The following is a 21,581-nucleotide window of genomic DNA, read 5'->3' on the forward strand; positions in this document are numbered from 1 at the left end:
ATGTCAAAAAAAGCGAACGCTGAGCATGCTGCAGATACAGAGCTAGAGCTGGCTCTGAAGCAATGCAAGCGCGGTTTTATTGCGGTAGGTGTATTCAGCTTGTTCATTAATATTCTTATGCTTGTACCTGCTATCTACATGCTACAAGTATATGACCGTGCGTTAGGCAGTAGAAGCGAAGCGACGCTGATCATGCTGACGGTGATTCTGGTGGGCCTGTTTATCACCTTGGCGCTGCTGCAAATGGTTCGTTCAGCCATACTCGTGCGCGTTGGCAACAATATCGATAAACAGCTGGGCGGAAAAATATTTTCTGCAATGTTCAAGCAGGCAATTGATAACCCGGAGAGGCAAGGCGCACAGCCGCTTACAGACTTGACAACTTTGCGGCAGTATTTGACGGGGCAGGGCCCCATAGCTTTTTTTGACGGGCCGTGGCTTCCGATTTTCGTTGCTGTGCTGTTTGTTTTTCATACTTGGTACGGCGTTTTTTCAATCATCGCAGCCCTTATATTGATTGCGCTTGCCTACGCCAATGAAAAGCTGACGGGGGCAATGTTGGCTAATGCCGGTAAGGCAAGTATCCAATCAACCCAGTATGCCAGCTCCTGCCTGCGCAATGCAGAGGTTGTACACGCCATGGGTATGGAGAACAACCTCAAAGAACGCTGGGGTAAGCGCCATACGGATTTTTTGCTCAATCAGGGTGTTGCCAGCGATCGTGCTGGTATTCTTACAAACGCATCCAAAACCCTCCGTATGTTGTTTCAGTCGCTGATGCTGGGCTTGGGCGTGTACTTGGCGATTGAACAGGAAATTACCTCTGGAATGGTCATCGCAGGATCTATTCTTATGGGGCGCGCGCTTGCGCCGCTGGATTTGATGATTGGGTCTTGGAAGGGTTTTTCCAGTGCCAGGTCCGCTTATGGAAGGCTACAAGACTTGTTCCGAACCTACCATTCCGACAAGCAGTCAATGCCCCTTCCCGAGCCGGAAGGTAGCTTGTCAGTTGAATCCTTGGTAGTAGTCCCCCCAGGAGCTCAGGCACCAGCGCTGAGAGGGATCGGTTTTGGATTAGACAAAGGCGATATGCTTGCAATCGTAGGGCCAAGTGCAGCAGGTAAATCGAGCCTAGCTAGAGCGCTGCTTGGAGTTTGGCCAGTCGCAAACGGAACCGTGCGGCTTGATGGCGCGGATGTTCACCAGTGGAACAAAGATGAATTGGGCCCCCACATAGGGTACTTGCCACAGGATATCGAGCTCTTCGAAGGTACTATAAGTGAGAACATCTGCCGATTCCGAGAAGTGGACCCGCAAAAAGTCGTCGCTGCCGCCAAATTAGCAGGTGTTCACGAGCTTATTCTCAGGTTACCCAATGGTTACGACACTCCCATTGCAGTAGTCGGCGGCGTACTTTCCGGAGGGCAGCGGCAGCGGATAGGTCTGGCAAGGGCTGTTTACGGAAATCCAAGCCTCGTTGTCCTCGACGAACCTAACAGTAACCTCGATGATCAGGGCGAGAACGCTTTGTTAGCAGCCCTTGAGGCACTAAAGCATCGAGGTGTAACGGTTGTTCTGATCACCCACCGCAAACCCATACTCCGTCTTGTTGATAAAATGCTTGTGCTCTCTGACGGTCAAGCGGTTGGTTTTGGTCAACGGGACGATGTCATGCGTGCGCTTAAGGATGGCCAAATTTCAATTGGCCAGAACAGCGCAGATCGCTCAAGCAAATCGAACCAAGACGGCGGAGCATAATACATGGCAAACGATAAAGGCCGACAAGGCCATCGTGAAGTGGAGGCGCAGCCGCAAGAGGGCGCGTGGGAAGAAGTCGATGAGCGCACCCTTCACGGTGAGTATACGCGTACTGAGAATAGTAAAGCCTCGTCTGGTATCAATGAGATTCCAACAGACTATAGTCGTCGCGTTCGCGTCGGTCTTATTGTGCTGCTTGTTACTTTTGTTGGTGCCGGTGGGTGGGCAGCTTTTGCGCCCTTAGATGGCGCTGCCATAGCGCCCGGGCGAGTAATCGTTGAGTCCCAGAATCGAGTTGTTCAGCATTTGGAAGGCGGTATTATCGACGGCCTCATGGTGCGGGACGGCTCGCGCGTAAGTCATGGCGACCCGCTTGTAATTTTGTCCGACACTAAGCCTCGAGCAGAACTTAATATAGTCGAATCACAACTTCGTGAAGAGCTTGGTCGCGAAGCTAGACTTCGAGCGGAGCGTGTTGGAGCAAAAAAAATCAGCTTTCCCGATGAACTCACTGAACAAGACAGCTCAGCCGCGCGAAACATCATCGAAGGCCAGGAGGGCCTATTTAAGTCGCGAACCGAAGCTTTAGAAGGCCAGTTGAGTATTTATAAACAGCGCATAAAAGCGCTTGCTCAGCAAATAAACGGTTTGCGCGCCATGAATCGCACCCTTGATTCACGCGTCGCAAGCTACGAGGAAGAGCTTTCAAATTGGCAGGAGTTGTTTGATCAAGAGCTTGCGGATCGTAACCGCATCAATGAAATGCAGCGTGAACTCTATCGTTTGCAGGGTGAGAAATCCGGCAATGACTCTCGGCTAGCTGAACTCGAAATCAAGATTGGCGAGACAGAATCAGAGGCGCTAGTGACCAAGCAAAATTATGCTGAAGAAGTGTCCGAACAGTTACGAGAGTCACAACGAAATGTTGCAGACTTACGTGCAAGGCGTACAGCGCTTCAGGATACCCTGAACAGAACGACAATACTGTCACCGGTTACCGGAACCGTGGTCGGCCTTGCGGTTCATACGGTAGGCGGCATTGTGCGGCCGGGTGATACCCTTATGGAAATAGTCCCAAGCGATCAGGAGTTTACGATACAAGCCCGAGTGCAGCCCCAAGATATTGACAGGGTTGCAGTTGGCCAGAAGGCAGACGTGAGGTTGTCCGCTTTCAACCAGCAAACAGCAGACATAATTGAAGGGGAAGTGCTTGGCCTCTCGGCAGATTCTCTCAAAGTGGAGAATGGAGAAGAGCGCTACTACGAGGCAAAAATTGAAATAACTCAGCAAGGACTGGAAACCATGCAGGCCCAAGGCATGTACTTGGTTCCAGGTATGCCAGCTGACATTATGATCAAAACTGGAGAGCGCACCGCTCTTCAGTATCTACTGGACCCGGTCACGCACATGGTTGAACGTGCCTTCCGGGAGGAGTGAGAATGAAGTTATTAACCATCTTGGCGTGTGGCTGTGTGCTTTTTTCAAACGCCACGACAGCTCTAGCTCAAGAGCAAGCAGGCGTTACTCTGGCAGATGTATACCAAAGCGCTCTTGAAAAGAACTTTGGCCTTCAGAGCCAAAAATATAGTTATCAGGCGCAAAAAGAGGGTGTTCGCGAGGCTTGGGCAGGTGTGTTACCGCAGGTCGAGGCCACTGCCAGTTACGGTACATCTGAGTACACACGGGATTTTGACCTTCAAAGTAGTATTACAGACCGGGATCAGCACACACGTTACGACGTGCGTTTGAATCAGGTTGTTTATTCTGAACGCGCTTTTGAGGCTATTTCCCGTGCCAAAGTGGCCGAAGAATTAGCGCAAGAAGAATTAGACGCTTTGAGCATCGATATTGGTTACGCAGCTATTGAAGCGTTTCTACGGGCGCAGTCTATCAATGCTGAAAAAGCAATTGTTCAAGACGAGCTGGTTAGCTATGAACGTCGGCTCGAACAAATACAAAGCATGCGTGAACGCGGGTTTGCCAGCAAGGCAGATGCTTTGGACGCTAAAGCCATGCTCGATGAAACGCAAGCAGAACTGACTGGGCTGATACACACTCACAGAGCCGCTTTGAAAAACCTAGAAGCTGTTACCGGGTTAAACATGTTGGACAAGCAACTAGTCCCTCTGCCGAGCAGCTTGTGGGAGCGCACGCCTTTGATACTCGAAGCCGATTGGCAAGACGTTGCGCGTAGCATGGCCGGGAAAATACAGCGGGCTAAAGGTGAGTTGAAGCTGGCATCTGCTGCCCGTGAAATGGAAAAAGGAGCACATTGGCCAGAGTTGTATTTAAATGCGAGCTACACCAATAACGACACGTTTGCGACTAACTTGCGTGAAGAAACTCGTGTAGAGCTGCAGTTGCGCTTACCGCTATACAAGGGTGGGGGTACTTCTTCTCGTGTTCGTCAGGCGCGGCAGAAAGAATATGCTGCTGAGTACAGCCTACGCGATACAGAAAACAACGTGAGAGTTGAAATTGCCCGAATTACCGAATCGCTTCTTGGAAGTTACAGCCGCATACGTGCCTTAACAACGGCAGAAAAATCGGCACTTGCAGCCGTGGATGCTTCAGAACAAGGCTTTCGCGGAGGCGTTCGCAGCCTGTCAGACGTTTTTGATAGCCGTACTCGCCTGTCTGGAATCCGTCGTAATTTGGTAAACGAAGTTCACCAAAATCACATGTTGCAGTTTGAACTCCACCAGATGGCTGGAACACTAACAATGGAACAGGTGCGCGGTGCTAATCGGGCGAGCATAAATTAATTATGATACGAATCGCCCAACAGCTATGGCTCTACCGTAATTTCATAACGGGTAGTGTTAAACGAGAGTTCCAAAGTAAATACATGAACTCATTGCTGGGCGTGGCATGGACAGTCATTCAGCCGCTCTCCATGATTTTGGTTTATACCCTGATCTTCTCGCAAATTATGCGTGCTAAGCTACCGGGCGTAGAAAGCCAATACGCCTATAGCATTTTTTTATGTGCAGGAATTTTAACTTGGGGGCTGTTTTCTGAGATAACTAGCCGCACTCAAAACATGTTCTTGGACAACGCTAATCTCTTGAAAAAGCTCAGCTTCCCTTGGTATTGCTTACCGGTAACGGTTATTGCGAGCGCCGGGTTGAACTTTTTAATCATATTTGCGCTATTTGTCATATTCCTAGTCGTAACAGGCAACTTTCCCGGTTGGGTGATTTTAGCGGGGATACCGGTTATGGCTGTTCAGCTTTTTCTGGCGGGTAGTCTGGGTTTAATGTTGGGTGTGCTCAACGTCTTTTTCCGCGACGTGGGCCAGCTATACACCGTGATTCTGCAGTTTTGGTTCTGGCTTACCCCGATCGTTTACCCGCTGGATATACTGCCGGAGCGCCTACAGCAGATTATTCACCTAAACCCCATGACTGGCCTCATGTCCGCTTACCAGAACCTCTTCACTCGAGCTCAAGTTCCTGATTGGTCAAGTATTTTGCCAGCTTTGGGTGTTGGTGTTGTGTTTTTTCTACTGGCGGTTAATTTCCTTCGTAAACATGCAAACGAAATAGTAGATGAGTTGTAATGACCGCAATTTCTGTAACCGGGTTGGGTAAAGCGTATAAGCAATACTTTAGCAAATGGTCTCGGCTGGCTGAATGGATATTGCCCGGCAATCGCGTGCGCCATAGTTTGCATTGGGTTTTACAGGATATCCAGTTTGATGTGCCACGAGGTGAGGCCGTTGGCATACTCGGTGTGAATGGAGCTGGTAAAAGTACACTTTTAAAGCTAATCACTGGCACTACACACCCCACCGTTGGAGAAATAAGTGTCAACGGCAGAATTGCAGCGTTGCTAGAGTTAGGTATGGGCTTCCACCCGGATTTTACCGGCCGGCAAAACGTATTTATGGCTGGCCAGCTTCAGGGCCTAACGCCGCAGCAGATTTCGAGTGAATTGCCAGCAATAGAGCGATTTGCTGGCATAGATGACTATATTGACCAGCCTGTGCGGGTCTATTCAAGCGGTATGCAAGTGCGTTTGGCCTTTGCGTTGGCTACAGCTATTCGGCCGGATATTCTTATAATCGATGAAGCGCTTTCAGTGGGTGATGCCGCATTTCAGCGCAAATGTTTTCGAAGAATTAACGAGTTTCTAGAGCAGGGTACTACCCTGCTGTTTGTTACCCACGACGTTGATGCAGTAAAGAAGCTGTGCAAAAGCGCAGTATTCTTGAAGCAAGGAAGAGTGGCATCTTATGGCCCTGCAAAATCCGTATGCGATCAATACGAAAAATACCTGTTCGGAGGTAGCACGCCTGAAGCCTCGGAGGCTGATCCAAACCTGCCTATTTCGCAAGAACCTGAAAGCCAAAGCCAGCTAGATACAACGCTCACATCAGATTGTGAGGTGAGCTATGGCGATGGCAGAGCGACAATCGAAAAAATATGGTTGGAAAACCGAAGCGGTAATAACGTTAACCTCTTCGGTAGCGGAGAGCCGCTCGTACTGAAAACTCGAGTACGTTTCAACGAGAATGTCGAACACGCTGTTTTTGCGTTCATGATAAAAACCCGCGAAGGGCTCAGCCTTTTTGGTCTGGATACGAGCGACCATGCAACGCTCAGCGATCGCAACTTCCATAAGCATGAAATCGTTACACTAAGTTATAGCATTGAGAACGCTTTTGCCCCTGGTACCTACTATGTGAACTGCGGTATCCGTGATGATCGCAGCGATGAAGTGGCTTTTCTGCATCGCCGGTTAGATGCTCTTCTATTCCGGGTTCGAACAGATGACAACACGATAGTGAAATCCGGGCTGATTAACGTACCAACAGAAATTGATATTGAGGAACACCCGCTATGACTAAATCAGGGCAAAAGCAGCCTATTTTTCTGCACGCTCTGTTTCGCACCGGTAGCACGTACTTATATCAAGCTTTTCGTCGACTTGGTAAGGATTACACCTGTTTTCAGGAGCCAGTGCATGAGATTTCCGCACAAGCTAAGCATGATAGCCATTTGCTGAACGATGCTCGGGATTCTGCTAAGGCGGAATCGCTCCGCCACCCCGAGCTTAACTTACCCTATTTTTTCGAACTTCATGAGATGGCAGAACAGGTGCTTCCTCATCTTCAAGAAGAAGATGTTTACGACGGTTATTTTGGAGGTTCAGAAAGCTGTAAAGGGTTGAGTTACTGGAAAGCATTGATCGAAAATGCAACCAGCCAGCCGGTAATTCAGGAGTGTCGCTCAGCGGGCCGCATTCAGGCGATGCAGAATAACCTTGGCGGTTTTCACGCTTACCTCTGGCGCAACCCCTGGGACCAGTGGTGGTCATATCAAGTATCTTCGTATTTTGACTTGACCACGCAGCTTATTTTTAATGCCGATCCACACCCAGCGCTGATTGATAAAGTAAGTGAGCAGATCGGATTCGTCCCGCGGCACGGAGAGAGCTTGGAGGTTGCTTTCGACTGGTTTGCGAACCGCCCGATGACGCCAGATAACGCCTACTTGGCCTTTTACACTCTCTGGCTTCTGGGGCTTGAAGAGGCCATAGAACACGCGGATTTGTTGATCAATATAGACCAGCTTAGCTCAGAGCCAGATGTTCAGGAGCAGACAGTAAAAGAATTTGCAGCTCAAGGTGTTTGCGGATTAGATTTAAGCGATTGCCAAAGCCCCACTACGGTTTTTAGTCAGTCCGAGCAAGAGCATTTTCGTGCACTGGAAGCCAAAGTGCATCAGTGGTGGTTTGAGGCAGGAAAACCAGAAGATATGCTGGCACGCATAGCAACGATGCGTGAACGAGCAGCGCCGCAGCGGAGCGAGGTTGTTGGCCAACCTGGGTGCAGCGTAGATCTCGCCCGATACCGCGATTTGATCAAAAGACAGAAAATTGAGCTGATAGGTTTACACGAGAGATCAGACACTAACTTACAGGCGGCGCATCGCCGTGAAGACACGCTGCGCCAGCGCATACACAATCTCAGTCAGCTTGCCGAGCGAAGCGAGGAACAAATTCGTGAACTGAAACGCGAATTAGCTGTAACAGAGTCTAACCACAGCGAATTGCTCAGCAGTCATCAAGCTTTGCTTGGCCAGCATCAGGTATTATTGAATAGCCGGTCTTGGCGTATTACTGCGCCGTTGAGAGCGGGAGCTACTGCGTTTAGACAGGTTCGTAAAGGCGATCGCGATGCGGTTAAGTTGGCCATTAAGCATCGCATTAAATTAAGAGCGCAAGCAATCGACTACTACAGCCGCCGCTACCCTAAACTGCGTGGTTTCATGCTCGCGATCATACACAGGGTGCCCTGGTTGGCTAAGCGCCTATATCGAATAAGGCATACACCCTCGACGCCCCAATGCACCAATCAGGAAACGCTTACACCCCGCTCTCACGATATCTACCGCCAGTTGGTGGCAGCAGTAGATAGCCTGCAAAACAACGACAGCCAGCAGAAGTAATCATGAAACTCCTTATAGACCTTCAGTGCTTGCAAACCAGCAGCCGCTATCGTGGTATTGGGCATTACGTAAGTTCACTGGTTAAAATGCTGCTAGATGTTAACCGTAGCCGTCCTCAGCCGCACGACATCACATTGCTGTTTAATGGATATCACCCGGAACTGGTCGACAATATTCGCCAGCAGTGGGCGGGGATGCTTGAGAACGCTCAAATCCGAGTATTTCAGGCGCCCCCGGACACTGCTGAATCGGGTTGCCCGAATCAAGGTATTATTCGAGTGGGTGAGTATCTTCGTGAAGACTTTATCGCTCGTTTAAAGCCCGATTTCGTTCTAATTGGCTCTTTATTCGAGGGGATGACAGACAATTACGTATGCGAAATACCACAGGCCCGACAATATTCAGTTGGGGTAATAGGCTACGACCTCATCCCGCTAATCAGTCCGGTGCAATATTTAGGCGACCCGCTCATACACGAATGGTACTACCACAAGCTGAAAAGCTTGCAGCGGGCAGACGTCATTTTTGCCATATCAGAAAGTGCTCGGCAAGAGTTTGAAGACCATTTGCCGCAGCGAGATTCCTCGGTCGTTACAATATCGTCGGCATGCGACGAGGGCTATCACCCCTTGGCTAGTCTTAGCGAGAGCGACAGCCTTGCTCTAACTGAACTCGGCATAACTAAGCGCTACATTTTATATAGTGGCGCTGCGGATGAGCGCAAGAACCTAAACGCTTTGCTGCGGGCCTTCAGCCAGTTGGAAAAACCTCTTAAGACAGATCTTGACTTGGTGTTGGTAGGCAAGTTTAGCGATGCCGATAGGGCCACGTTAAACCATTTTGCTGAGCAGCACGACATAATGCCAGCTCACATAATCTATACAGGCTTTATACCGCAACAAACACTAAACGTGCTCTATAACCAGTGCAGCGTGTTTGTATTCCCTTCAAAGCATGAAGGTTTCGGTCTGCCGGTGCTTGAGGCTATGACCTGCGGCGCCCCTGTACTTTGCGCTAACACCACCAGCCTGCCAGAAGTAATAGGTTTGGAAGCCGCTATGTTCGGCCCCAACGATACAAAGCGGCTGGCCAGCCTGATAACTCGAGTGCTAACGGAACCGCACTTCAGCGCGCAGCTGCGTGAGCACGGCTTGAAGCAGGCAAAAAAGTTCTGCTGGCGCAAAACCGCTGAAAAATTGCTGGGTCAAGTAGAACAAACCGTTGCACAATTTCAATCAACTGAGGTGACAGCCAGGCCCGATCGCATTACCCGACTGGCGGAACTGTGCATCAATTGGCAGCTAGAAGATCAAAGACTGCGGCAAATAGCTAACTGCTTAGCCTCTAATGACCTAACGCTAGAGCACCGGATGCCGGAAAGTAAGCGACATTGGCGCATTGAGGGTCCGTTTGATTCCAGTTACAGCCTTGCGCTGCTGAATCGAGAAGTTGCGCGTGGCCTTGCTGCCATAGGGCAGACCGTCAGTTTACACTCCACTGAAGGCCCAGGCGACTTCCTCCCCTCAGCGGAATTTTTGTCTAAAAACTCTGATTTAGCCCAAATGGAAGCGCTTAGCCACCAAAGCAGCCTACACCCAGACATCGTTAGCCGGAACCTTTACCCCCCAAGGGTGCACGATATGGGCGCAGAGACCAGGTTGCTGCACTTATACGCTTGGGAAGAAACTGGCTTTCCGCAGGAATGGGTCGCAAATTTCAATCAACACCTTACCGGTCTTACTTGCTTGTCGGAGCACGTTAAAGAAGTGCTAATAAACAACGGCGTATGTTTGCCGATGGCAGTGAGCGGTTGCGGTGTAGATCACTGGGATCGTTTAGATGTTCAGGATTACACGCTCCCGGTAGCGCCAGGCTTCCGTTTTCTACATGTGTCTTCGTGCTTTCCTCGCAAAGGTATAGATGTTTTGTTACAAGCTTGGGGGGCTGCGTTCAGTCAGGGCCAGAATGTAACCTTGGTTATAAAAACTTTTGATAACCCCCACAATGACGTAGAGCAACGGTTGGCGGAATATCGCAGTGCTGACCCGAATTATCCTCGCGTTGTCATTATTAAGGACGACTTGCCGGATGGCCAACTGAAAAGTTTGTACCAGCAGTGTCGTGCGCTGGTAGCCCCAAGTAAAGCTGAAGGTTTCGGCCTACCACTGGCGGAAGCCATGCTCAGCGGCTTGCCTGTTATCACGACCGGGTGGAGTGGGCAGATGGATTTTTGTGATAATAATACCGCCTGGTTAGTCCGGTTTGAGTTTGAACCAGCCGATACGCACTTTAAACTAAGCGACTCTTTATGGGCGAAGCCCAGTGCTGAGGATTTGGCCAGCCAAATGCAAGCCGTTTTCAGCGCTGATGCCGGCGACTTGCAAAAAAAGACCGCTTTGGCAGTAAGCCGTCTTCGCGAACACTTTAGCTGGGAACAGGTAGCGTTGCGACTTGCAAACCAAACTGAAAGCATCATAAAGCGCCAGCAAAATGAAGATTTTAACAGGCCGCTGAACATTGGGTGGGTAAGCACGTTTAATCAACGCTGTGGCTTGGCAACCTATTCGCAACACCTGATCGAGCAAAACCTTGAAGACAATATAACTATATTTGCCCCCCATACCAACGAAACCCAGAGTGAGGAAGCTAAGAACGCGAGAGTGGAGAGGTGTTGGGAGCTTGATGATAGTGACACGCTCGAAGGCTTAACCAAGCGCCTTTTGTCGGCAAAGTTGGATGCTGTCATTATCCAGATGAATTACTACTTTTATGACTACGAGGCACTAATTCATCTGATCGCAACGTTGAAGCACCATGGCATCGTGGTGACAATCACCTTGCATTCCACCGCAGACCCGGAGCCCCGCAAGGCGCTTGTCAACCTCTATGCGGGTTTAGAACTAGCAGATCGTGTTGTGGTGCACACGGTTACCGATATCAACCGTTTGGCAGATATTGGTATAGTCAACAACGTAACCTTAATTCCCCATGGCGTCGCCAATATTGAGGTTGATACTGTCGATTGGCCGTTTGGTGACCGCGCCTGCATAGCCTCTTATGGCTTCGCGCTGCCTCATAAGGGGTTAGAGGAGTTGGTGGAAGCCTTCGCACAACTGCAAAAGCAGCATCCGGAGTTAGTGCTGCTATTGCTTAACGCCGAACATCAGGCAACGGTGTCTGCAGAGTGTATTCAAAGCCTGCATCAGCGAATTGAAGCGTTGGGTTTGCAGGACGCTGTGATTACTGAACATCGGTTTTTGCCAGACGCACAAAGCATGGGGCTTTTGCAGCATGCCACAGTAGTAGTGATGCCTTATCAAGATACGGGCGAGTCTTCCAGTGGTGCTGCCAAGATGGCTATAGCCTCAGGTCGGCCGGTACTGGTTACCCCGCTGCCCATCTTTTCTGATGTGGCGCCAGCAGTAGGTACTTTTAAAGGAACCAGTGTTAATTACATTAAAGAAGGGTTGTCGCAGGCACTATTGGGGCGTGGCTTGCCAGACCCAGAAGAAGCGCTTCGTTGGCGAGACGCGCGCGCATACCCTGTGGTCGCAAAGCGAACGTTCAACATGGTGCGTTCGCTTTGGATTAATAACTAATCAGTAGGATAAAACTAGCGCCAGCCAGTGCGCCGAGTGTGTTGGCGAGCATATCGTACCAGCAGAAGCCGGAGCCATAGAAGCTGTCCCAAACTTCTTTGCCGAGGCCAATCAATAAGGTTCCTACCAGCGCGGCCGTTAATCCAAGAGGTGAGGCGCAAAGAACCAGCGCAGAGGATATGGCGAAGTGTTGTTGCTTGTCGCGTTCGCGCAACCGCTGCAAAAAGACAGCCATGAAAGTTTCCTTGGTGTTGGGGATGAGGATGAATGATAGCGCTCGCTGAGTGTGGTACCAAGCATAGCGGCAAACGTCCTGAAAATTAAGGCTGGCTGCACAGCAACTCTCTGTGTATTTGCCTGAAGGGAAATGTAACGTAATGTACGAAGGAGGGCTGTTTGTTGCGCTATATTAATATTTACAAAACTAGACCGTATCTCGATTGACGTGGGCGTTGACACTGAGATATAAAGGCCGCAGCTTGATATGAGCGTAACGGTTCAAAATTGAAATCAAAAGAGATTTCCTTGTCGCAAGCCCTAGAAGCTGCTACAGTTTTGAACGTTAAAAATTGTGGCCTTAGGCTTGATTGAATTCACAGTTTAAAGATCAGGCGTCTTTAAAACTGTATCTGAGATGTACTGGCTTCTTTGGGCGACCTAAGAAGAAGATGCATGTCAGGCAGGCATCGACGGATGCCATTGGCTAATGCCAAGCCTGAAATTGGTCGATTCGACTTAACTAATGGAGAATGAATAGTTATGGCAACTGTTAAAGAACAGGTTCAGCAGATTTACGTGGGCCTTCTAGGTCGCGCTGCGGATAAAGAAGGTCTGGACTACTGGGTTGGTGAAATCGAATCCGGTGCAATGACCATTGAGGAAGTGCGTTCTAATGCCGTCAACGAGCAGCCCGAAGGTCAGGCTATCTTCGACTCTGGCAAAACCCGTACAGAGATCGTGACAGCGCTGTATGAGAATCTTTTCGAGAAGACTCCGGACGCTACCGGCCTCGAATACTGGGTTAATGGCGATGGCGCTAGTGTAAATGCTGATCAGCTAGTTCTGGCTCTAATTAACGGTGCTGGTACAGCCGATGCTCAGGTGTTGGCTAACAAAGTCGAAGCTGCTCAGTACTACACCGACAATGCTGGTGCTACTGGCGAAGAGTTCCGTGACGATGCACGTGCGGCAGTTGAAGATGTTGATGGTGATTCTGCCTCTGTCGACGCTTCCAAGTCTGCGACTGACGCACTTGATCAGGAGCCTTCCGAGCCGACTGATCCTTCAGTTCCTGGCGAAAGCTTCATGCTCACTGAAGGTCGCGACGTTGTAACTGGTACTGCCGACGACGACACCTTTGTTGGTCTGGTTGGTCAGAACCAGGATGGTGCGATTTCCAACGCCCTGTCCACTGGCGACCGCATCGACGGTGGAACTGGTCGCGACACCATTGAAGCGACCATGATTTTTGACAACGAAGTTGATATCGGTGGTAACAATGCACCGCGTCCGATTACCAACAGCGTTGAAGAAGTCTACATTGAGTCTCTGGAAAACGTGACCCTCGACGCCACCCGCATGGAAGACGTCGAAGAGTTCTGGTCCGACTTCAGCAGCGACGACCTGACTATCGAGAACATCAACATCCGTGGCGACAAGCTGGCCATCACCAAGGACATCACCTTTGGTATCAAGGATGCGGAGCACAGCTCTGACTTCCACGCTCAGTTCGATACTGAAGCTCTGGTGGCTCAGGCCCCGGCGGCAACCGGTTCCCAACTGCGCATCAACCTGATGGACCTGGGTACCGAAGACAACCCCTTCCAGCCCGACGCGCCCCTGGGCCAGCTGAACGTGAACGGTTTCCGTTTCACCGTCGACGGTGTGCAGAAGGAAATCACTTCCGAAGAGATCGACGCGGCCAAGACCTACGCCGAGCTGTTCGCCGCCATCCAGAATGCCATCGCAGCCGCTGCGGCTGAAGATGAATCACTGGAAGGCCTGGAAGTAAGCCTGGAAGAAAACGGCTTCAACACTGCTCCGTTCGTTGCCCTGCTGGAAGACGGTAGCTCCACCGCGCAAATCGGTGACAGCATCGTGATCCGCGACGAAAACGGTCGCACTCTGGAAGGCACCCAGTTTGTACAGGAAGGTAACACCACCGAATTTACCCTGTACGGCCGCTTCTCCGAAGAAGAGCCGGAGATCGTTGGCAACCTGATCGAGTCCAACCTGATTCTGGACAATGCCGGTCGCGGTTCTACCATTGGTGACGTAAGCATCGGTGGTGCGTCCAACTCCAACGAAGGCGTTGAGAAAATCAACCTGGTGGTTGACCGCTCCTCTGCCATCAACTCCCTGAACGTTGGTGGCCTGGCGGAAGCCCAGGGTACTCGTGATCTGCAGGAAATCGAGCTGACCTCCACCGGTGCCGATGGCAGCCTGCGCATCAACAACTTGGAAGACGTTCAGACGTTCAATGCCACCGGATTTGAAGGTGCCAATCTGGTACTGGGTACTCCGGCGTCAGACGGTGTCGACCTGCTGGACGCAGAAGATCACTACTACAACACCAGTGATACCAATGCGACTATGTACATCGACATCGAAGGTGAAATTGATCCTGATCTCACCATCGGCACGTCTCAGGGCAACCTGGCGTCTGACGCCAACTTCTCCCTGAACGTCACCACAGCAGGTGGTAACGACACCATCCACATCGACACGGCTGGCCAGCTCGGGATCGGGTCAAACGGCACCGCGTCTCAGTTCAACGATCACCTGAACCTGGGTAACGTCAACGTGAGCACTGGCGGTGGCGCAGATACTGTCGTCACACAGGGTTATGGTGTGGCTGATATTACCACCGGCTCTGGTAACGACTGGATTCGCACGGATAATTCCGGCGACTTCGCCAAGTTCCTGCTCAACGGTGACCCGGCGGTATCCGGTGTTAACCCTGACCAGTGGGCTAACAGCCTGGTAGGTGATGGCAACACTGCCTACAACATGTTCAAGACCAAGGTCAAGGTTGAGTTCTTGGGCGTGGAGTCTGACTGGATCGAGATCGACAGCAGCAACTTCCGCACTACCGCCCGTCAGATCAATGACGCCATCAAGTCTGCGATCGACAATGACAACGAGCTGGCGAAGCTGCTGACTTACGAAGATACCCGTAACGAGGGCCTGGTAATCGAGTCCCTGGTTGACCGTGTACTGGCTGCCGATGGCTCTGATTTCAATATCAGCTTCCTGGCACCGCGCATGACCGATGGCACCAACGAAGAACTGGTTTCTGACGACTACGATGCCCAGTCAACCGTGAGCAATACCGAGCTGCAGGACGCGTGGGAAACCTACGTGAACTCCACTTGGGGCGACGGTTCTAACTCCATCAACCCAGGCAACCCCTTCAACGGACTGAACGCTGAAGGCGATGTACTGAACACCATTGATGGCATTGTGGGTGGCCTGAACGGCGATGCCTACCTGACCGACGGTGCTCACCAGGACAATGCAGGCTTCAACTCTGGCGCTCTGACTCAAAACGTAGTCAATGCCGGCGCTGGGGACGACGTGATTGTTCTGAGTTCCAACACAGTTGGCGGCTTCGATACTGTGGTATTCGAAGGCAACTTTGGTCACGACACCATTGTGAACTTCAACACTGACACCCTTGGCGGTACTTCCCGCGACGTGCTGGACTTCACCAGCTACCTGGACGCTGCTGCGAACGGCCGTGGTACCTCTGCTAACGCAGAAGACAAAGTGGTTGATAAGTCGGTTCAGTACGACTTCATCGGTAACGTGGGCACGGCTGTTGGTGGTGCTGGCAACTTCGGTTACCACAACACCATTGCCATTCAGGACCTGAGTGCTCTGTGGGCCGACATCGGTACCAACAAGCCGGGCAACTTCTACGGCCTGACTCAGGACCAAGTGAAGGCGGCTCTGGAAGAGAACAACCAGGGTACAGCTTACGATCAGGACGATGTTGGCATGACCTCTGTTCTGCTGGTTGCCAAAGACCAGGAGATCAACGAAGACGGCACTCTTGGTGCTAACGTTGCCAACAAGGACGAAGCGATTGTGTATGTAGTACGCATCGCCTCTGTCGCTCAGAATGGTGACGTGACCTTCGAAGTGGCCGAGAAGGGCAGCTTCCAGCTGGCTAAAGCCTTCTCTGACCTGGACGATCTGGACGCAGCTGATTTCGCTGGCACTCCCGAAGCTGTCGCAGCCGAAGCAGCCATTGCTGAAAGCATCGAAGACTATGCTACTGCAGACGTTGTGATCGACACAGCTGTGACAGACGTTACTGGCATCACCGCTGGTGACAACGTTCTGGTAACGGCTTCCGGTAGCCTCACTGCCGAAGCTGCTGACATCGTTGGTGCTGGCGCAGATGTCTACAACGGTGAAGGTGCGATCAACTTCGTGTCTGTAGCGACTGGCGAAGTTGCTGATGTCAACACAGCTGTTGGCACCATGGGTGCGTCCTTGGACGTGACTGCACAAATTGCAGGCACCACAGGTGATCTGACTACCCTGAATGCCTCTGTTGACACCCTGGACTTCGGTTTGGCGGATGTTACTGATGCAATCATCAGTACTGCTCAGCTGTCCAAAGTGGCCAATGAAGACGCTCAAGACGCGCTGACAGTCGGTGGTGTTGCCAATGCCGACGCACTGACAGCCACTGACGCCGTTGACACGTTCGACGTGTCTGGTCTGGCTAACGGTGACAGCGCAACGCTGAATGGTCTGGCTGCGCTTGATGCTATCGACGCAACAGGCACTGCCACATTCGCTACCGCTACCGATTCTGACACGAGCGATAATACAATCGGCACCGTAGACGGTGGCACTGATACTGGCACTGTAGATGCTACTGGTGAGTGGCAGCTTGCTACGGACACCGGTGTGCTGACTTACTTCGATGGCACTGCTACCGTTGAAGTTACTCTGACCGGCGTGTCTGATGTAACTGCTAATGGCACTGCAGTTCTTGAGATTGCCTAATCCCTCTCTCTGAGAAGGATGCCTGCCTCCGGGTAGGTTAACGCAAAGAACCCCCGGCTCCGGCCGGGGGTTTTTTATTTCTGACAGGAGACACACGATGACCGAGTGGATCGCGTTATCCCGGACGACGCATGCCGGGCAAACCTACAAGGCCCGAGAGGGCTATCAACACGCTGAAGGTCAAATGCTCGTGCCCGTACTGGTGGCGGAGCTGGCCAAAGTGCTCCCGCATTATGTCATTGGATTCGTGAAGACGGAGGAAGGGCTGTCCCCGATGGCGGTGCTGGGTGTAGAAAAGGGCCAGAACCTGTATCTGCACCGGGACGGTCGCTGGCTGGCCAAATACGTACCCGCATCGTTGCGAGGCTTTCCGTTCAATCTGGCGAAGGGGCAGGGTAAAGATAAAACCCTGGCGATCGCTTCGGAGCACCTTGGCGAGGGCGACGTACCGTTGTTTGAAAATGGCGAGCCGTCGGAGTCGGTGGCCGAAATGCTGACATTTTTGGGTCAGCGCGTGCACAATCACGAACTCACTTTGCAGGCAACCAAAAGGCTGGAACAGGCCGGTGTTCTGACGGACTGGAACCTGGTGGTGCCCGTCGGAGAGGGCCACAAGCAACTTCGAGGCTTGAAAGGCATTGATGAGCAAGCGCTTAACAACCTCGAGGATCGCGTGTTTGCCGGTTTGCGGGGTGCTCCGATACAGTTGGCTTACGCTCAAGTGTACTCCATGGCCCAGATCGACCAGCTTACGCTGCGCTCGCAGCTCCATCAGAAGTGGGATTCCAATAGCAAGGAGGATGTGGATCTGGAAGACCTGTTCGGCGAAGATGACGACGATTTGAGTTTTAACTTCTGACATGGCCAACGCCGGCAACCATCAAACCAGCTACCCGGTCGCCCACCAGTTCTCCATCGGTTTCAACCCCGTGGAAGACCGCCTGGTACTGACCACCGAGCTAAAAGAGCAGGGCCACACCACCCTGCTGCTGACCCGCCGCATGGTGCTGCTGATGCTCAAGCAGATGCTCAACCGCCTGCCCGGCCTCACCGGCCTGGACCAGACCCCGGCCCGTTACTGGCAGGAAGTGCTGCAGCTCACCCACCAGCAGGCGGTGGAACAGCACCGGCAGGAAACCGAGGCCCGCCACACAGCGGAACAGGCGCCGGAGTCACAGGCAGAGGCCGGCACCACGGCCAGCGCCACGGATAGCCCGCCAACCACGGCCCCGAACACAGCCGACACCGAGCCATCCAGGGCCAACCGGTTGTTTCTGGCCACCGAACTGACCTGCCAACAGGCCAGTGACCGCCTGCACCTGGCCTTCCGGGGCCTGCCCATGCCCGAGGCCATGCTAAAAAACGGCCACCAGAGGCCCGTACTGGCCCTGTCGCTGGAAGCCACCCACGTGCATCAGGTACTGCAGCTATTGATCACCCACGCCACCAAAGCCAACTGGCACCTGCCGGTGGATTTGCCCTGGGCGAACACCAGCACTGGAAACCCGCCTGCGCGGGCGGCGTCGCATTGAAGTAAGGGGAGCCGGGCGCTCATTCCGCTGCCGGGTGTGGGTGCTATGATACTTCCATGAATCAGGGCTCCTGATTGAAACAGGCCATGAATACAGGTGTGGCCGCGAGGGTCAGACCCCACGAACATCAAAGCCAGCCCCACCCAAAAAAACGCAGGAATATATCGTGCCCGCACCCACCAACACCGCCCGCCTGCTCCAAGAGCTCGAAGCTTACGAGCACCTGATGTTCGAGCCCATGACCCAGAAGGATCTGGTGGCTGCGGTAAATGCTGTGTGCTTTTTCAGCCGGTGCTAACGGTGGTTTAGCATTCTGGCTTCGTGTATTGCTGAATCAAGCTCCATTTGAGCAGCTTCATGGCATCCCTTTCCTCTGTGGAGATGGGGCGAAACAGATTTTGAAATTCAACCGAGAAGCTGTGAACGAGCTGGATCGCTAGCCTGAGCGTTTCGACAGAAATTTCTTCATGCTCGGGTTGGTTGTACCCATGGATCACCAGTGCGACCCTTAACCACTGCTCCGGTAAGCGCTTCCCATGGTCTGGAAAATCAGCATAGCGGCCACCCGAGCGTAGCTCAATGTCAAGTTCTGCCCGCCCTCGATACCACATATCTAAGGCATCCCTTGAAAGCTTGAGTCGGCGGCGGCTACCTCCAGATTCAAAAAGCGTGACGTTTTGATTCAGTATTTCTGTGGCCCATTGGCAATATCGTTTTTCTGTATATGGGGCATTAATGTGTGGCTGAACGATGTCGTCGTCAAAGAGGGTTCTTCCGAGCGCGCCATGCTGATTGCCAATAGCCGAAAGAGGGTAGGTAAAAAGGCTTCGCGAGACGGTGCCGGTTCCACGCATTCGGTTATTGTCCCCGCCAAACGCTTTCTCCATGATGTAGGGTTGACCAAAAACAATAGCGGTTATGGGAATGTTGTAGCTTTCATCACCTCGCGTAGCCAGATGTTTGCTGGTTTTTTCACCGCTAAACCCTTTGTTAAGAATGGAGCTTTGGTTTTTGATGCTTTTTACGGCGGTACGAGTCAACGCGTGAGGAAAATACTTGACAACACCGAATGTGGTACAATGTGTGATCAAAACAGGACAGGGTATTCATGGCCAGCAACCACCACGACACCGGCTATAAAGAGCTGTACGTGGCTTGTTTTTACGATCACTTGTTGAAGAACCGGACGGCCACTGCACGGCAGGGCTTACCGCCGATCTTTCCGGTGGTTTTGTATAACGGCTCCCAACGGTGGTCAGCCCGACAAGATATTTACGACATGGTGCAGCCGGAGCCCCCAGAGTTTTTGCGGGCGTACCAGCCCCACCTTCGCTATTATCTGATTGACGAAGGGCACTTCACGGATGAACAATTGAGCCATCACCACACACCTCTGAGTGGCGTGTTTGGCATCGAGAACGCAGGCCATAGCTGGGAAGCTTTGCAGCAGGCCGTGGATAGAGTGGTTGGGATTATCGAGACGGGTCCTAATAAGGAACGGATAGATCGCATCATCACCCGCTGGATCAAGCGCCATTTGAGTAGGCTGGGCGCAGAGCTTCAGTTAGAGAAGCTTGAGAGTTTAACGGAGGACAGAGATATGTTGGCAGAGAATCTGGATAATTTGGTTAAGAAAGAGCGGTTGGAGGGACTGCAGGAAGGTCGGCTGGAAGGTGGGCACATAAAGGCTGAGCAAATTGCCCGTAATCTGATCAGCCGCACGGAAATGGATGACCGACTGATTGCGGAGGTGAGTGGCCTCACACTGGATGAAGTTAGCAATTTGCGCTCGCAGGTAACACACTGATTCAAAGCTTTTTTTGACCAATGACAAAAAAGGGCAGCTCTGGTGGCTGCCCTTTGTGCTTCTAGCAGCGTTCTTCGGATGACTGAGTTTTCCTGCTGTTTGCCGCTAAGCCCTCCGTAAAGTTACTTATCCCTAATAGGTAGGTCATAACTGTGCATTACCAGTGTGATAAGCTAATTGGCTTTTGTGCACATTTTTAAGTGGCCCATGTTGCACGGGGCTCGGAGAATCTACATTGAACGTGCTGCAGTTTTACCGCACTTATCTGCCCGAATCCCACGGCGGAGTTGAAGAGGCCATAAGGCAGATTTGTATTGCCTCTGGAGCTTTTGGTGCTCAACACCGGGTGCTTACGCTCGCCCGTACAAAACGTGTCGCAGAAATCCAGCGGCCCGAGGCGCAGGTTATACAGGCCCCACTTCAGTGGGCGCCGGCGTCCTGCTCTATGGGCTATGAGTTGTTTCGGCTGTATCGTGAGCATGCGGAATGGGCCGATGTAATTCATATTCATTATCCTTGGCCCTTTGCTGACTTGGTGCACCTGCTTTCGGGTGTGCGTAAGCCCGTGGTGTTAACCTACCATTCGGATATTGTGCGCCAGCGCTTATTGGAGCATCTGTATCGGCCGTTGCGGTCGCTGTTTTTCTCTCGGGTGGATTCCATTGTCGCCACCTCACCAAATTACCAAGCCTCTAGCCCCGTTCTGCGAGAGTTGGGTGAGAAGTGCTCAGTGATTCCGTTAGGACTCAGTCCAGACACCTACGAGCCACCAAAAGAGGAAGTTCGGGCGCGGATGTTAGAGCAGTACGGCACGGATTTTTTTCTATTTGTGGGAGTGCTTCGTTATTACAAGGGGCTGGACACCTTGCTGGAGGCGGCCGCGCGCTGCGATCTGCCGGTGGTAATTGCCGGGCATGGGCCGGAAGAGGCAAGACTAAAAGCCCAGGCGCAGGCACTGGGCCTTACCAACGTAAAGTTTGCCGGTTTTGTTACCGATGATGAGAAGCAAGCGCTGTTCGAGCAATGTTCAGCCATTGTGTTTCCATCTTGCGTGCGCTCAGAAGCCTTTGGTGTCACCTTGCTAGAGGGCCAGTTGCACTCCAAACCGCTTATCAGCTGCGATATTGGCACTGGAACCACGTTTGTGAACCTGGCCGGAAAAACCGGCCTGGTTGTGCCTCCCAACGATGCGGCGGCACTTGCTCAGGCAATGCAAACGCTGGCTGAACAGCCGCTGAAGGCCGAACAAATGGGCCGTGCAGGACGTGAACGTCTGGAACGTGTGTTTTCTGGCGAACAGGTAGGCCGCGCCTATTTCGATATTTATCAGCGTTTAGCAACGCAAAAACAGCCGGTTCTCGGCTGACTGTTTTTACTGTCTTGAACACTAAGTGAGTGGAGTTATCAC

Annotated in this window: 15 protein-coding genes; 13 read left to right on the forward strand and 2 right to left on the reverse strand. The window is 52.0% G+C overall.

The features are described from left to right. From MWU62_RS07460 to MWU62_RS07490, 7 genes are read left to right on the forward strand one after another with little or no spacing between them, the layout of a single operon-like run. Positions 1 to 1,758, forward strand: coding sequence for a type I secretion system permease/ATPase (locus tag MWU62_RS07460; RefSeq protein ID WP_247114248.1), 1,758 nt, complete (start codon positions 1 to 3; stop codon positions 1,756 to 1,758). A gap of 3 nt (positions 1,759 to 1,761) precedes the next feature. Next, a complete protein-coding gene (locus MWU62_RS07465; RefSeq protein WP_247114249.1) occupies positions 1,762 to 3,195 on the forward strand; it encodes an HlyD family type I secretion periplasmic adaptor subunit in 1,434 nt (477 codons plus the stop codon). Between the two features lie 2 nt (positions 3,196 to 3,197). Then, positions 3,198 to 4,523, forward strand: a complete 1,326-nt coding sequence (locus MWU62_RS07470; protein WP_247114250.1) for a TolC family protein — start codon at positions 3,198 to 3,200, stop codon at positions 4,521 to 4,523. Beyond that, on the forward strand, positions 4,523 to 5,320 hold the full coding sequence (locus tag MWU62_RS07475) for an ABC transporter permease (RefSeq protein WP_348645634.1): 798 nt from the start codon (positions 4,523 to 4,525) through the stop codon (positions 5,318 to 5,320). The genes MWU62_RS07470 and MWU62_RS07475 overlap by 1 nt, the downstream gene beginning before the upstream one ends. Beyond that, positions 5,320 to 6,606, forward strand: a complete 1,287-nt coding sequence (locus tag MWU62_RS07480) for an ABC transporter ATP-binding protein (RefSeq protein WP_247114252.1) — start codon at positions 5,320 to 5,322, stop codon at positions 6,604 to 6,606. The genes MWU62_RS07475 and MWU62_RS07480 overlap by 1 nt, the downstream gene beginning before the upstream one ends. After that, positions 6,603 to 8,213: a hypothetical protein gene (locus tag MWU62_RS07485; protein WP_247114253.1), complete on the forward strand. Its 1,611-nt coding sequence runs from the start codon at positions 6,603 to 6,605 to the stop codon at positions 8,211 to 8,213. Before MWU62_RS07480 ends, MWU62_RS07485 begins: the two co-directional genes overlap by 4 nt. A 2-nt stretch (positions 8,214 to 8,215) precedes the next feature. Next, on the forward strand, positions 8,216 to 11,812 hold the full coding sequence (locus MWU62_RS07490) for a glycosyltransferase (protein ID WP_247114254.1): 3,597 nt from the start codon (positions 8,216 to 8,218) through the stop codon (positions 11,810 to 11,812). Here MWU62_RS07490 and MWU62_RS07495 read toward each other — a convergent pair. Next, positions 11,802 to 12,047 carry a hypothetical protein gene (locus MWU62_RS07495; protein WP_247114255.1) on the reverse strand — a complete coding sequence of 82 codons (246 nt, stop codon included), beginning with the start codon at positions 12,045 to 12,047 and terminating at the stop codon, positions 11,802 to 11,804. The genes MWU62_RS07490 and MWU62_RS07495 overlap by 11 nt on opposite strands. A gap of 524 nt (positions 12,048 to 12,571) precedes the next feature. Here MWU62_RS07495 and MWU62_RS07500 point away from each other — a divergent pair. The 4 genes from MWU62_RS07500 to MWU62_RS18920 all read left to right on the forward strand — a co-directional run bounded on the left by MWU62_RS07500 (position 12,572) and on the right by MWU62_RS18920 (position 18,664). Continuing rightward, on the forward strand, positions 12,572 to 16,834 hold the full coding sequence (locus MWU62_RS07500) for a DUF4214 domain-containing protein (RefSeq protein WP_247114256.1): 4,263 nt from the start codon (positions 12,572 to 12,574) through the stop codon (positions 16,832 to 16,834). A gap of 97 nt (positions 16,835 to 16,931) precedes the next feature. Then, positions 16,932 to 17,693, forward strand: coding sequence for a SapC family protein (locus MWU62_RS07505; protein WP_247114257.1), 762 nt, complete (start codon positions 16,932 to 16,934; stop codon positions 17,691 to 17,693). A 1-nt stretch (position 17,694) separates the two neighbouring features. Next, entirely contained in the window at positions 17,695 to 18,366 is a 672-nt protein-coding gene (locus MWU62_RS07510; RefSeq protein WP_247114258.1) for a hypothetical protein, read from the forward strand. Positions 18,367 to 18,532: 166 nt separating this feature from the next. After that, a complete protein-coding gene (locus MWU62_RS18920; protein WP_281494827.1) occupies positions 18,533 to 18,664 on the forward strand; it encodes a hypothetical protein in 132 nt (43 codons plus the stop codon). Positions 18,665 to 18,671: 7 nt separating this feature from the next. On the opposite strand, the gene MWU62_RS07515 is transcribed toward MWU62_RS18920, so the two are convergent. Next, entirely contained in the window at positions 18,672 to 19,406 is a 735-nt protein-coding gene (locus MWU62_RS07515) for a DUF3987 domain-containing protein (protein WP_247114259.1), read from the reverse strand. A gap of 68 nt (positions 19,407 to 19,474) precedes the next feature. Here MWU62_RS07515 and MWU62_RS07520 point away from each other — a divergent pair, with 68 nt between their 5' ends. Continuing rightward, positions 19,475 to 20,173, forward strand: coding sequence for an Rpn family recombination-promoting nuclease/putative transposase (locus tag MWU62_RS07520; protein ID WP_247114260.1), 699 nt, complete (start codon positions 19,475 to 19,477; stop codon positions 20,171 to 20,173). 241 nt (positions 20,174 to 20,414) lie between these two features. Further along, positions 20,415 to 21,539: a glycosyltransferase gene (locus MWU62_RS07525; RefSeq protein ID WP_247114459.1), complete on the forward strand. Its 1,125-nt coding sequence runs from the start codon at positions 20,415 to 20,417 to the stop codon at positions 21,537 to 21,539. Positions 21,540 to 21,581: the final 42 nt, after the last annotated feature.

The sequence above is a fragment of the Marinobacter sp. S6332 genome (assembly GCF_023016045.1).
Lineage (GTDB): Bacteria > Pseudomonadota > Gammaproteobacteria > Pseudomonadales > Oleiphilaceae > Marinobacter.